Source organism: Blautia sp. Sow4_E7, assembly GCF_052116245.1.
Lineage (GTDB): Bacteria > Bacillota > Clostridia > Lachnospirales > Lachnospiraceae > Blautia_A.
Genome location: NZ_JBQKLL010000009.1, coordinates 35,673 through 49,831 on the forward strand (window position 1 = coordinate 35,673; position 14,159 = coordinate 49,831).

Annotated in this window: 13 protein-coding genes; 9 read left to right on the forward strand and 4 right to left on the reverse strand. The window is 45.3% G+C overall.

The features are described from left to right. Nucleotides 1–24: 24 nt before the first annotated feature. Nucleotides 25–1,140 (forward strand): cob(I)yrinic acid a,c-diamide adenosyltransferase, encoded by a 1,116-nt coding sequence (locus tag ACTQ50_RS07555; protein ID WP_441483669.1) that lies wholly within the window; start codon nt 25–27, stop codon nt 1,138–1,140. 178 nt (nt 1,141–1,318) lie between these two features. Here ACTQ50_RS07555 and ACTQ50_RS07560 read toward each other — a convergent pair whose 3' ends face one another. The 3 genes from ACTQ50_RS07560 to ACTQ50_RS07570 all read right to left on the reverse strand — a co-directional run bounded on the left by ACTQ50_RS07560 (nt 1,319) and on the right by ACTQ50_RS07570 (nt 3,354). Next, entirely contained in the window at nt 1,319–1,579 is a 261-nt protein-coding gene (locus ACTQ50_RS07560) for a heavy-metal-associated domain-containing protein (protein WP_441483670.1), read from the reverse strand. A gap of 110 nt (nt 1,580–1,689) precedes the next feature. Continuing rightward, nucleotides 1,690–1,926, reverse strand: coding sequence for a hypothetical protein (locus ACTQ50_RS07565; RefSeq protein ID WP_441483671.1), 237 nt, complete (start codon nt 1,924–1,926; stop codon nt 1,690–1,692). A 579-nt stretch (nt 1,927–2,505) separates the two neighbouring features. Continuing rightward, complete coding sequence (locus tag ACTQ50_RS07570; RefSeq protein WP_441483672.1) at nt 2,506–3,354, reverse strand: AraC family transcriptional regulator; 849 nt, start codon at nt 3,352–3,354, stop codon at nt 2,506–2,508. Nucleotides 3,355–3,592: 238 nt separating this feature from the next. Here ACTQ50_RS07570 and ACTQ50_RS07575 point away from each other — a divergent pair, with 238 nt between their 5' ends. Continuing rightward, nucleotides 3,593–5,389, forward strand: coding sequence for an L-fucose isomerase (locus ACTQ50_RS07575; RefSeq protein ID WP_226817957.1), 1,797 nt, complete (start codon nt 3,593–3,595; stop codon nt 5,387–5,389). Nucleotides 5,390–5,624: 235 nt separating this feature from the next. Further along, nucleotides 5,625–6,734 (forward strand): hypothetical protein, encoded by a 1,110-nt coding sequence (locus ACTQ50_RS07580; RefSeq protein WP_441483673.1) that lies wholly within the window; start codon nt 5,625–5,627, stop codon nt 6,732–6,734. 94 nt (nt 6,735–6,828) lie between these two features. Here ACTQ50_RS07580 and ACTQ50_RS07585 read toward each other — a convergent pair whose 3' ends face one another. Continuing rightward, nucleotides 6,829–7,272, reverse strand: a complete 444-nt coding sequence (locus ACTQ50_RS07585; RefSeq protein ID WP_226817955.1) for an RbsD/FucU family protein — start codon at nt 7,270–7,272, stop codon at nt 6,829–6,831. Nucleotides 7,273–7,529: 257 nt separating this feature from the next. Here ACTQ50_RS07585 and ACTQ50_RS07590 point away from each other — a divergent pair, with 257 nt between their 5' ends. The 6 genes from ACTQ50_RS07590 (at nt 7,530) to ACTQ50_RS07615 (ending at nt 14,089) form a co-directional block, all read left to right on the forward strand. After that, nucleotides 7,530–8,378, forward strand: coding sequence for a class II fructose-bisphosphate aldolase (locus ACTQ50_RS07590; protein WP_441483674.1), 849 nt, complete (start codon nt 7,530–7,532; stop codon nt 8,376–8,378). 11 nt (nt 8,379–8,389) lie between these two features. Further along, a complete protein-coding gene (locus ACTQ50_RS07595) occupies nt 8,390–9,397 on the forward strand; it encodes a LacI family DNA-binding transcriptional regulator (protein WP_441483675.1) in 1,008 nt (335 codons plus the stop codon). Further along, a complete protein-coding gene (gene xylB, locus ACTQ50_RS07600) occupies nt 9,394–10,908 on the forward strand; it encodes a xylulokinase (RefSeq protein WP_441483676.1) in 1,515 nt (504 codons plus the stop codon). The genes ACTQ50_RS07595 and xylB overlap by 4 nt, the downstream gene beginning before the upstream one ends. A 14-nt stretch (nt 10,909–10,922) precedes the next feature. Continuing rightward, entirely contained in the window at nt 10,923–11,972 is a 1,050-nt protein-coding gene (locus ACTQ50_RS07605) for a galactitol-1-phosphate 5-dehydrogenase (protein WP_441483677.1), read from the forward strand. Nucleotides 11,973–11,976: 4 nt separating this feature from the next. After that, a complete protein-coding gene (pfkB, locus tag ACTQ50_RS07610) occupies nt 11,977–12,906 on the forward strand; it encodes a 1-phosphofructokinase (protein ID WP_441483678.1) in 930 nt (309 codons plus the stop codon). A 172-nt stretch (nt 12,907–13,078) separates the two neighbouring features. Further along, nucleotides 13,079–14,089, forward strand: a complete 1,011-nt coding sequence (locus tag ACTQ50_RS07615; RefSeq protein WP_441483679.1) for an aldo/keto reductase — start codon at nt 13,079–13,081, stop codon at nt 14,087–14,089. Nucleotides 14,090–14,159 lie beyond the last annotated feature (70 nt).

Below are 14,159 nucleotides of genomic sequence, written 5' to 3' on the forward strand. Positions count from 1 at the left end.
GAAGGAAGATCAGGAGAGAGTCCTATGAGTATTTATACAAAAAATGGTGACAAGGGAACTACCAATCTTGTCCATACAAAAAATGTTTCCAAATCTGATGACCGAATTCAGCTTGAGGGAACCATAGAGGAACTTTCCAGCCACATCGGAGTGCTGAAAACCATGATCGGGGACGGGGATACCATCCGTTTTCTTGAGAAAATTCAGGAAAACCTGGTCAGAATTGATGGAGGAGTGGCGGATCCGTACAATCGAGAATATAAGATCAATGATGATAAGACAGAGCTTCTGGAAGAAGAGATTGATCGTCTGGAGGGACTGTTCCATTTACCAAAGGAAGCCTCTCTGCCAGGTGCCTGTCGCTTATCAGCCGAGATCGATGTGACCCGGGCTGTTGCAAGAAGAGCAGAACGCGATCTTGCCTCTGTAAGCGTGAAGTTTGGTTCCGATACAGGAAGTAAGAAATATATGAACCGCCTGGCAGATTATCTGTATGCGCTTGCACGCTATGAAGAGACGAAGGCTGCAGGTCAGAAGGCGGGAACGCCAGAGTCTGTAGAAAATGGCCTGTCTGCTGGAAATGTGGAAATACAGGCAGATGGAACTGAGAAAATGGCAGGAGGAAGCGTGAGCGTGGATACGAAAGTTGAAAATTCTCCTATATCTGGTACTTCTGATTCTGTAGATGAAGCAGTGATCCAGGCTGTACTGCGCCGCATGGGAATGCAGAATAAGATTACACTGGATGGAGCGAAGAAGTTAATCGAGAAAATCGAACAGGAAGCCCTTCGACGGGGCAAAAAGGCTGTTATCGCAGTTTGTGGTCCAGATGGAAATCCAATTGCCGTTCATGTAATGGACGGAGCATTTCTGGTAAGTTTTGATGTCGCTTTGAAAAAGGCTTATACTTCCGTTGCAGTGAAGATGTCCACCATGGAATTATCTAAACTGGCCCAGCCAGGTGGAACCTTCTACGGTGTCGATAAGATGGATGGTGGAAAGATCGTGATTTTCGGAGGCGGAGTACCGTTGAAGTCCGGGGATACTATTATCGGAGGACTTGGCATAAGCGGAGGCACAGGAGAGGAAGACCACAGCCTTGCGGAATATGCGCTTTCTGTATTGCCAGAGATATTATAATGGGAATATAAGTACAGGATTATGCACATTTTCGAAGTGATTCTGGAAATTTATTCTAAGATAATTATAAAGATTTACAAGCAAAATAGCAAAGAACCCTGCATCGTCTGACAGAAAAATTCTGATAAACGAGGCAGGGCCTTTTTATGGGGGTTGAGATTATTATGGAAAAGAAAGGTTATTTTTTCAAAAAAGAGAAAAAGCCTTTCTTTTTTTCGTAAGGAGCTTTTGAGACAGAAAGAAGTTTATAACCTGTTTTATCAATGGTCTCTTTCAGTTTCGCTTCATCAAGATCATTTTCTGTAAGAATAACCGTCTCTCCTTTTGTATGGGAAGAGGTAACTTTATTTACAGAAAAGTTATTGCGAATGCTTTCGTTAATGTGGGACTCACACATTCCACACATCATTCCGTCTATTTTTAATGTGATCTGCTGCATAATTTATTCTCCATTTCCTAATAGATTTGCCATAAACATCCTGGCGGCATATTCCAGGAAGAAGCGGCTCTAGCGCGTGCCTCAAAGATCATTCCTGCAATCTGCAGACCTTAGGCTGTATAATCAAATTTCACAAAGGACAGCTCACAGTTTGCAATACGGCTGCAGATATTTACGGCTGAATACATAACTACGGAAAATTCCCCGTCAATGGTATCCACATGAAGATAATGTCCGTCAGCGGAAATTTCAGCGTGTTTCACATCGCCTCGCTCTGCAAGTTCTTTTATGATTTCGTTTGCCTGGTCATCTGTAACAGCTTTTGATAAATGATAACATCTTCCCATGATCCAACAGCTTCCCTTCTTCGTACTTTTGTTAGTATTTTCTAACTGAAAATATTATAGCACGTTTGAAGAAAAAGAAAACTCTGATAACTGATAAAATTTATCATTTACATGTCGGATTATGGGAGAATTTTACGACCGAATTTCATTGTAATAGCAGTCCGCTTTTGTTAGAATAGAAGAAACGAAAGAGAAAAACAATTTCTGATTTTCTGCGGCGTTCTGCAGCAGTATGTGCGGACAGTTTTCTGCCATGGGCTAATCGGCCTGAACAGCAGCAATTCCATCATCCATTTACTTGAAAATCTCTTGCATAAGGGTCCTGGAATAAGAGACCATTCTGGAAAAAATGGCATGTGTAGCGAAATAAGAACAAATAGGGGCTTTTTCGCGTCTGTACAGCAAAAGAAAGCGCATAAAGTGCGCCAACGTAGCCTGTGAGAATACAGGAATGCTTCTCTGTCGTTCTTCTGACGACAAAAATAACATCTCTTCTACATATCTGCAACGTTAGAAGAAAAGGAGGGGAAATCTGTCCCTTATTTACGGGCGGACATCTGGCCAGTGCCCGCCTGCTGATCAACTCTTCTTGTATTTTCCCGGTGTAGTTCCCTTGTACTTTTTGAAGGTACGGATAAAATAGCTTAAGTCATTGAAACCGTTGCGGTATGCAATATCCGTGACGGAGTCATCTGTTGTTGAAATCTCATAGCAGGCATGCTCGATTCTTTGGCGGTTCAGGTAGTCCATAGGTGTCTGATGTGTCATTTCAGAAAAGAAACGGCAGAAATATTTTGGCGACATGGATACCGAATCAGACAGCTGCCCTAGGGTAAGAGGGGAAGCATAATTTTTTTCAATAAATTCCACCACCTGCTTCAGCTGAAGAATGCGTTTGTAATCACGACGTGCCTTGGGCTGGCTGTCCAGATAGTAATGATTACTAAAAACGATACCAAAAAAGTGGTAAAATTGTCCGATTATAGAAAGCTCATATCCAGGCTTGTGTTGCTCCATAGCCTGAAAAAGTGAATTTACGACACTTAAAATATCTGGATAACGATTGTCAAAGTGGTGAAAAATCAAAATATCCTGGTGGACGATCTTTTGGATATGATCGGCACAGACGGAATTCAGCTTCAAAAATATGTTCATATCAAATACAATGCACTGATAGACACAATTTACAGGAATTCCAGAATGTAAAATTCCACTATGGATAAAAATTACATCACCCTGTACTGCTTTGAAACTTTTTTCGTCTAAAGTGATGGTAAATTCTCCGGAAAGAATCCGGATAATTTCATATTCCACATGCCAGTGGTAAGACATAACATATTTGGGATGGTTTTGGTCAATGTGATGAAACTCAAAAGGAAACTCATAAGTGCCTCTGGGACGGTCTTCATTCTGATCAATAATCTGCAAAATCTTTCTTCCCTTCAAAAATTTATAGAAATTTTACTGCTTCGACAGAAAATGTGAATATTGTACTATTATTTGCTATTATAGCACAAGTAATTTTCCAGAATCAATCCTATAATAAAAAATATGAGAGGCCAAGAGAGGGAGAGGCTTTTCCCGACAGCGGCACCCCAGGCACAGCGCCTGAGAACGAAATGAAAGAACAATTTAAATTATTTATAACAGGAGGTATGAAACTACTATGGCAAAGAGCAGATTAATCGGAAGCTACCCTGTAATCGGTATCAGACCAACAATCGATGGACGTAGAGGAGCCCTTGATGTAAGAGGATCTCTGGAAGAGCAGACCATGAACATGGCGAAATCCGTTAAGGAATTATATGAGGCAAACTTAAGATATTCCAACGGTGAGCCTGTAAAAGTTGTAATCGCTGACACCACCATCGGACGTGTTGGTGAGGCTGCTGCCTGCGCAGACAAGTTCAGACATGAAGGCGTTGATATTACCGTAACTGTTACACCTTGCTGGTGCTACGGTGCAGAGACAATGGATATGGATCCACAGACCATCAAGGCTGTATGGGGATTTAATGCGACTGAGAGACCAGGAGCTGTTTACCTTGCTTCCGTTCTTGCTACACATGCACAGAAAGGCCTTCCGGCTTTCGGTATCTATGGACATGAGGTTCTGGATGCTGACGACACAGAAATGCCAGAAGACGTAAAAGAAAAAATGTTAAGATTCGGTCGTGCAGCAGTTGCAGTTGCAACTATGAGAAACAAATCCTGGCTACAGATCGGTTCCGTTACAATGGGTATCGGCGGATCTATCATTGATCCTGATTTCATCGAGTCCTATCTTGGCATGCGTGTTGAGTCTGTTGACGAGGTTGAGATCATCCGTCGTATGACAGAAGGCATCTATGATCACGAAGAATTTGACAGAGCTATGAAATGGGCAAAAGAGAACTGTACCATCGGTTTCGACAAGAACCCGCCAGAACTTCAGATGTCAGAAGAGCAGAAAGAAGAGCAGTTCGAGTTTGTTGTTAAAATGGCAGTTATCATCCAGGAGCTTATGAATGGATGCGATAAGCTTGACCCGAAATTCTCTGAGGAGGCGATCGGACATAACGCAATCGCTGCTGGTTTCCAGGGACAGAGACAGTGGACAGACTTCTATCCGAACGGTGACTTTGCAGAGGCAATGCTGAATACTTCCTTTGACTGGAACGGAGCAAGAGAGCCATATATCCTTGCTACAGAGAACGACGTTCTCAACGGTCTTGGAATGCTGTTTATGAAACTTCTTACAGGACGTGCCCAGATGTTCGCAGATGTTCGTACATACTGGAGTGCAAATGCTGTAAAACGTGTTACAGGATATGATCTTGAAGGTGTTGCAAAAGAGAACGATGGTATCATCCATCTGATCAACTCTGGCGCATGCTGCCTTGACGCTTCCGGTGTTGTAAAGGATGAGAACGGCGAAGGCGTTATGAAGGAATGGTGGAACGTAACAGAGGAAGACCAGAAAGCCATCATGAAGGCTACTACCTGGAATGCAGCTGATAACGGATACTTCCGTGGCGGCGGATTCTCCTCCAGATTTGAGACAAGAGCTACTATGCCGGCAACCATGATCCGTCTGAACCTTGTAAAAGGTCTTGGACCGGTTCTTCAGATCGCAGAGGGCTGGACTGTAGAGCTTCCAGAGGATGTATCTGATACACTTTGGAAACGTACTGACTATACATGGCCATGTACATGGTTCGTGCCGAGATGCGATGGCAAAGATGGCGCATTCAAGAGTGCCTATGATGTTATGAACAACTGGGGCGCTAACCACGGTGCAATCTCCTATGGACACATTGGAGCAGATCTGATCACAATGTGCTCTATGCTGAGAATCCCGGTTTGCATGCACAATGTACCGGAAACGGATATCTTCCGTCCGGCAGCATGGAACGCATTCGGAATGGATAAAGAAGGTGCAGACTTCAGAGCTTGCAAGAACTATGGCCCTCTTTACAAATAATTAGCTTTTTATAATTCCCTTCTTTCATCCCCCCAAAAAGATTCAGAAAGAAGGAAACAAAGGAGCAGGATTTCGGGTCCTGCTCCTTTGCTGTATACGGGAAAAATCGCCTGAGAAGGCTTTTGTACTGGAAAAAAGACGGGAAGAATATGAGAAAAATGGTTGCATCTTTCTGGTTGTGTGGTACAATGAAAAATGATATAAAAAAGTATATAACAGGGAAAAGGGGATATATATGAAGAAAAAGCTGGGAATGCTGCTGGCTGTGGTTCTTACCTTCTGCATGTCCGCAGTGGTTTTTGCAGATGCAGGAAAGACACAGCAGGTAGATTATAAGACCGATTACTATATGATCGTAGAATCGCCGGATGGCGGTATCGATATGTATTCTGAGGCGAGCGTGGACAGCCCGAAGCTGAATGATGAGCTTATTCCAAATGGGACAGCTATTCATGTGGAAGGTGAGAGCACAGATGAAGCAGGCAAGACCTGGATCTATGCACAGCTTCACAGTGTATTCGGATTCCTTCAGGAGGATTATCTGAAGCCGGCTACTCTTTCAGAGGCGATCGCTTCTGAGCTTGCTTTATACGGAAGCACAGATGTGAATTACGACATTACAGTAAATGCAAAAGAAGATGGATCTGTTTCCCTTTATAAAGGACCAGGTAAGAAATATGGTACCGTTTCCGGAGGCTGCAACATTGCCAATGGTGAGAAGCTTCATATTGATACCGAAGTAGACACCGGCAAAGATGGCATCTGGGGCAAAACAGAAGCCGGCGGAGTTTCCGGCTGGGTAAATATTGCACAGGCTACCAACACAGAAGAGAATTCTGTAGAGCTGATCCCGGAGACAGATGCCGAGGCACAGTCCGCAGGTGACAGAGTGACCGAAGGCAGTGAAGAAGAGACTGCTGAGGCTGGAAATGCTTCTGCACAGAGCGAAGAAGAGAAAACAGATGCAAAGAATGCAGAGCCCACCAGTACACCGACTCCAAAGCCGACCAGTACCAGCACACCAACACCAGAGCCGACTAGCACCAGCACACCAACACCGGAACCCACTGAGACCAGCACACCGACTCCAGAGCCCACTGAAACCAGTACACCGACTACGGAACCGACCGAGACCAGTACACCAACACCAGAGCCAACTGAGACAGTAGCAGCAACTGAGACCGCAGCGCCTACAGACAGCGCAGACCAGGAAGCATCCAGTGAGAGCGTAGAGAGCACATCCAATGGAATGAGTTCTGCAATCTGGATCCTGATCGTTGTAATCATTATTGGAATTGCAGTTGTGATCTGGCTTGTAAAAAGAAACAGTAAGAAAAGCGAATAATCGAGATTAAGAGAAACCAAAAGCTCCGCTGGGAAATTCCGGCGGAGCTTTTTTCATAGGCGTCTGTTATAAAACACATGTTTCGAAACGGATTTTATTTGTTGATCACAACACCCTTCTGAAGCATAACGTTTGCATAAACGGCTTTCTCACCTGTTGCGATGATGCAGTAAGCTTTCTTTGCTTCTTCGTAGAATGCGAAACGCTCAATATTTCCAACTGCGTCAGCACCGCGCTCGTCATGTTTGGAAACGATCTCTTTGTAGGTATCCCAGATTGGAGTCTTAACCGGATCACCAGGCATAACTTCCATTAAGGTTACTGGTTTCTCAACATAGGAATCAAGCGGGATAACGGTGAGGATGGCATCCAGAAGCTCTGGAACCCCATGTCCGTCACAGCGTACAACAACTGCGTTCTTACCCATGGATTCTACTGGGAAGTTACCATCTGCGATGACGATACGGTCACTGTGACCCATCTCACATAAAACCTTTAAAAGCTGTGGTGAAAGTATTTCCGGAATTCCTTTTAACATAATATATTCTCCCTTCGTTCTTTTTCGAAAACCAGGCATAGGGATCCAAAACCATAATGCCGATTTCGAAAGTATTCTACTCTATAAGTTACCTTTCTTTGACAAAAATTACAAGGTAAAATTTTACGCAAAAAGATGAAATATTTACTGTTGACAGAACCTGGTAAAAGAGGTAATATAAACTCAAACGGAAACGTTTCGGTTATCCAAAAAACAGAAGATTCACAGTCTGCATCAGCAGGCAGAAGGAGGAGAATATGCCACTTGTTACATCTAAGGAAATGTTGTTGAAGGCTCAGCAGGGCGGTTACGCAGTAGGTGCATTTAATGCAGAGAATATGGAGATGGTGAAGGCTATCATTCAGGCAGCCGAGGAGCTGAAGGCACCTGTTATGATCCAGACCACCCCATCCACAATTAAGTATGGTACTCTTGAGACCTACCAGGCTATTGTTGCTGCAGAGGCTGCGAAGGCTTCCGTTCCGGTTTGCCTGCATCTTGACCACGGCAGCAGCTTTGACCTTGCCATGAAGGCTTTGAAGGCTGGTTATACTTCCGTTATGATCGATGGCTCCAAGCTGGAATATGAGGGCAACATTGAGGTGAGCAAGAAAGTGGCTGATGTTGCAGCATCCATGGGAATTCCATGTGAGGCAGAGCTTGGTAAGGTAGGCGGCAAGGAGGATGACCTGGTTGCAGTAGCAGATACCAATACAGATCCACAGGAAGCCAAGGAATTCGTAGAGCGCACAGGCGTTACTTCCCTTGCAGTTGCAATCGGTACAGCACATGGTTTCTATGTAGGAACACCTGTCCTTGATAAAGAGCGTTTAAGTGAGATCCGCGAAGTTGTAGATATTCCGCTTGTTCTTCACGGTGCATCCGGACTTAGTGACGAAGACGTTATGGACTGCGTAAAGAGAGGAATCTGCAAGGTGAATTTCGCTACTGAGCTTCGTGCTGCATATTCCAAGGCTGTGAGAGAGACACTTGAAGATGAGAAGGTATTTGATCCGAAAGCATACGGCAAGGCAGGAATTGCAGCTGTGAGGGAACTTGTAATGGCTCGTATGAAAGTTTGCGGCTGTGACGGAAAGGCTGAATAAGAGGCGGTTTTATGGCAGCGACGATGAAAGACATTGCCAGACGGACAGGACTTGGCCTGGCAACGATCTCCTCTTATTTTAATGGGGGCAATGTAAGAGAGAAGAACCGCATCAAGATCGAGGAAGCCATCGAAGAATTACACTACGAGGTGAATGAAGTTGCCCGGGGTCTGAAGACCAATGCTACCAAGACGGTGGGAGTTGTGATTCCGGAGTTGAACAATGTATTCTGTGCAGAGATCATCAGCGGAATGGAGGATATTCTGAGAAGCCACGGTTATGCAGCCATTGTCTGTGACTGCAGGACCGATAAGAAGCTTGAGAAGGAAGCTATAGATTTCCTTACCAGGAAGCGGGTGGACGGAATTATCAATATGCCGGTAGATATGTCCGGTGCCCATCTGAAGGAATTTCAGAGAACCGGTAAGCCGATCGTGCTGATTGACCGTATGATCCAGGGAATTTCCTGCGACTGCGTACTGGTAGACAATGAGAATGCCGCCGAGAAAGCTGTAGCTATGCTGGTAGAACAGCAGCATGAGAAGATTGGCCTGATCGGTGGACCGGATGAGGTATTCACAGCCAGACAGCGTATGTCCGGCTACCTGAAAGCTCTTAAGGCTCATGGAATTGCTGTTGACGAGAAGCTGATCTGTCATGGCGATTACACCATCCAGGGAGGCGTACAGGCAGTGGAAGAACTGGTGAGGGAGAATCCGGATATGACAGCTATTTTCGTGACCAATTACGAAATGACCATGGGTGCGGTGATCGGACTTAATGAGATGGGGGTGTCCATGCCAGATGAGATTTCCCTGGTTGGATTTGATAACCTGCCCTTTGCCCGCGCATGCAGGCCATCTCTGACCATCGTTTCCCAGCCCACTGAGAAAATTGCCAGGGAAACTGCACAGATCATGCTGGAACGGCTGGAAGATGCAGAGAATCTTCCTGAGCACATTGTACGGAAACTTCAGACCGATATTTTTATGGGGAAATCCATAAGGAGACAAGGATGAGCAAAGACTATTTATTAGGAATTGATATTGGAACCAGCGCATGCAAGGTTGCCATATTTGATAGGAACGGACAGGTGATGGCTTCTGCAAATGGTGATTATCTTGTTTACTATCCACATGAGGGATGGGCACAGCAGAAGCCAGATGAATGGTGGAGCGCAGTATGCGGTGCCATTAAAGATTGTTTGGAGAAGAGCAGTATTTCCAGCGGTCAGATTGCAGGTGTGGGAATTGATGGGCAGAGCTGGTCAGCCATTGCCATTGACAAGGAAGGCCATGTACTGACAGATACACCGATCTGGATGGATACTAGAGCCCAGGAAATCTGTGACAGACTCAATCATGAGATTGGCAGTGGAAAGATTTTTGAGGTTGCCGGTAATTCCCTTCAGCCTTCTTATACCACGGCGAAGATCCTGTGGTATAAGGAAAATCTGCCTGAAGTGTATGGGAAGATTTATAAGATCCTTCAGTCCAATAGCTTTATTGCTTACAGATTGACGGGGGCTATTACACAGGATCTTTCACAGGGATATGGGTTGCATTGCTTTAATATGCGTACCGGTACCTGGGATGAAGAGATGTGTGAGAAACTGGGAATTCCCATGGAATTTCTTCCAGAAATCGTTCCCTGTGACAAGGTTGTTGGAACTGTGACCGAAACAGCTGCCAGGGAGAGCGGGCTTGCTGTCGGAACTCCTGTAGTGGCAGGTGGGCTTGATGCAGCCTGTGGTACACTTGGAGCTGGCGTGATCCATCCAGGAGAGACACAGGAGCAGGGCGGACAGGCTGGCGGCATGAGTATTTGCATGGATACTTATAAAGCTGATCCAAGTCTGATCCTTGGATATCATGTAGTGCCAGGTCAGTGGCTCCTCCAGGGAGGAACTACCGGAGGCGGTGGTGTTATGCGCTGGTTTGAGCGGGAATTTGCGGATTATGAGAGAAGCCAGAAGGCTGAGACTGGGAAATCTTCCCTTGACCAGCTGAACGAAATTGCCCAGGAGATACCAGCTGGAAGTGAGGGTGTTGTATTCCTTCCGTACATGTCTGGTGAGAGATCCCCTATCTGGAATCCATATGCAAAGGGGGTCTTCTATGGCCTTGATTTTGCCAAGAAAAAGGGTCATATGGTGAGGGCCTGCATGGAAGGCGTGGCGTTTTCCCTGCGTCACAATCTGGAGGTTGCGGAAGCTGCTGGAGCCATGGCAGAGGTGCTCAGAGCCATGGGCGGTTCTGCGAATTCTCTTCTCTGGACACAGATCAAGGCAGATGTGACCGGGAAGACCGTGGTTGTTCCTGCCTCGGATACCGCGACGACATTGGGAGCGGCGATCCTGGCTGGAGTAGGAGTAGGATTGTATAAAGATTATGAGGAAGCAGTGTCTATGACTGTTAAGGAAACAAGACGCCATGAACCTGATCCTTTGAACAAAGAAGTTTATGATAAGGCATACCGTACATACAGAGAGTTATATGAATCTCTCAAGAATATGATGGTGCGGCAGTAAGGAGGTATTTCAAGATGAAAGCAGCAGTTGTAGTTGCAAACGAGGACGTACAGTATCAGGAAATCGAAGAGCCACAGGCAAAGCCAGGCTGGGTAAAGATCAAAGTAAAAGCATCCGGTATCTGCGGATCTGATGTTCCACGAGTATTAAATCATGGTGTGCATTTTTATCCTATCGTTCTTGGACATGAATTTTCCGGTGATGTGGTAGAAGTTGGAGAGGGCGTTACCAAGGTAAAAGTTGGAGATCGTGTTTCCGGAGCTCCTCTGCTTCCATGTATGAAATGTGATGACTGCCAGAATGGAAACTTCTCCTTATGTAAGCATTACAGTTTCATTGGTTCCAGACAGCAGGGAAGCAATGCGGATTATGTAGTGATTCCAGAGCAGAATGCAATTCCTTTTGATCCGTCTATTTCCTATGAGCAGGGCGCTATGTTTGAGCCATCTACCGTTGCCCTTCACGGACTCCTTCAGAATGACTATCAGGGCGGACGCTGCGTAGCAATTTTAGGATGCGGAACAATTGGTATTTTCACCATGCAGTGGGCGAAGATCTTTGGCTCTAAGAAGGTTGTCGTATTTGATATCAGTGATGAGCGTCTGGATCTTGCTTTAAGAATGGGCGCAGATGCAGTTGTGAATACAACCAAAGAAAACTTCATGGAAGAAGCTATGGCAATTACTGGCGGCAAAGGCTACGAATTTGTATTTGAGACAGCAGGACAGGTACCGACTATGCATATGGCATTTGAGCTTGCAGCAAACAAGGCTCATGTATGCTTCATCGGAACTCCTCATGCAGATCTGACCTTCACACCAAAGCAGTGGGAGAACATGAACCGTAAAGAGTTCAAACTTACTGGTTCCTGGATGTCCTATAGCTCTCCGTTCCCAGGCAAAGAGTGGGATCTTACTGCTCACTATTTTGCAACCGGACAGCTGAAATTTGATCCAGGATTTATTTACCGCAAAATGCCAATGAGCCAGGCACAGGAAGCGTTCCAGCTTTATAAGACTCCAGGTCTGGTAAAAGGCAAGATTCTTCTGATGAATGAGGATTAAGGATATGATACTGACGGTAACATTAAATGCAGCCATTGATAAGCGCTATGTAGTGGATAATTTTAAGACCGGCGAGGTAAATCGTGTAAAGGAATGCACGTATGTACCTGGGGGCAAGGGGCTGAATGTTTCCAAGCCTGCTTCCATTTATGGGGCTGAGGTAGTTGCTACAGGATTTGTTGGTGGCCATGCAGGCGCCTATATTGAGGATGCCCTGAAGCCATTTGGAATTAAGAGTGCTTTTTACCATGTGGGTGCAGAAAGCAGATCCTGCATCAATATCTGGGACGAGATCAATCAGGTACAGACAGAATTTCTGGAGCCGGGATTTACACTTACAGATGAGGATTTTGCAGGATTTGAGGAGGAATTCCGAGGCCTTGTAAAAGAAGCAAAGGTAGTAGCCATGTCTGGAAGTGTTCCCAAGGGACTTGACGGAACTGCCTATCAGCGTCTGGTAAAGATCGTGAAGGATGCAGGAATCCCGGTAATTCTGGATACAAGCGGCAAGCTTCTGGAAATGGGAATTGAAGCAGCACCGACTATGATCAAGCCGAACATTGATGAGATCCGTATGCTCACAGGCAAGCACTGTGATGATATTCAGGATATTATAAATGCAGCGAAGGAAATCCATGCAAAAGGCGTGGAGATCGTAGCAGTCTCCCTTGGAGGTGATGGCTCTATTGCTGTAGGTGACGAGGGGATTTTCCGGGCACGTGTTCCAAAAATCGATGCAGTGAATACGGTAGGCTGTGGTGATTCCATGATCGCAGGATTTGCTCTTGGTTTATCCAAGGGGCTCTCTCTTCCAGAGACTCTGAAGCTGGCAAGTGCCATTTCAGCGGCAGCAGCCATGCGGGAAGAGACAGGATTCTTTGTAATGGAAGACATGGAGAAGCTGCTTCCACAGATTGAGATTACGAAGTTATAATGCAATTCAGCAAAGGGTATTACGTAAAAATCAATTGAATTACATAAAATGAAATGTTGCTGTTTGTGGGTATTCCTCTAGGTATTTTATGCGGGCAGTAACGATTAAAAGGGTGTAAAACTATAAATTTTATCCGCATAAAAATGTGCGGAATGTTAAGGAGGACAAGAAAATGACAATGATCGATCCAGCAATTGTTCCACAGAGAACACTCTACACTGGTGCCAAGATGCCAGCTGTAGGAATGGGAACCTTCGGAAGTGACCATGCAGACGCAGATGCAGTTTCCGCTTCTGTTGCAGGTGCACTTCGTGTAGGCTATCGTTCCTTTGACTGCGCTGCATGCTACGGAAATGAAGACATGATCGGAAAGATTTTCGCAGATGCCTTTGCAGAAGGAATTGTAAAAAGAGAAGAACTTTTTATTGCATCCAAAGTATGGAATGACATGCATGGCGACGGAGATGTACTCATTGCCTGTGCTAAGACCTTAAAGGATCTGAAGCTTGATTATCTGGATATGTACTATGTACACTGGCCATTCCCGAACTATCATGCACCACATTGTGATGTGGATTCCAGAAATCCTGATTCCAAGCCATTTACAGTAGAGCGCTTTATGAAGACCTGGCGTCAGATGGAGCGTCTGGTAGATATGGGACTGACCAAGCATATTGGTATGTCAAATATGACCATTCCGAAACTGGAAGCTGTACTTCCGCTTTGCAGAATCAAACCAGCTGCAATCGAGATGGAGCTTCATCCATGCTTCCAGCAGCCGGAGCTGTTTGATTATTGCAGAGAACATGGTATTGAGGTAGTAGGCTTCTGCCCGATTGGTTCTCCAGAGCGTCCTGAGCGTGATAAAATGCCAGAAGATATTGCAGACATTGAATTGCCAGAGCTGAAAGCGATTGCAGCAGCACACGGTGTTCATCCGGCAGTAATATGTATCAAATGGGCGGTACAGAGAGGGGCATCTCCAATCCCGTTCTCTCTGAAAGAGAAGAACTATACCATGAATCTGAAGTGTGTAACAGAGGATCCGCTGACAGAGAAAGAGATGGAGACAATCCGTTCCCTGGATAAGAACAACCGTCTGATCAAAGGACATGTATTCCTGTGGGAAGGTGCCAAAGACTGGCATGACCTTTGGGATGAGGATGGCGTAATCGTAAAGTAAAAGACTGTCATTTAAGAAAGCTTGTTTTACAAAGTGCTTTGCAGGTTATGCCTGCGGCCAGAGAAATTTT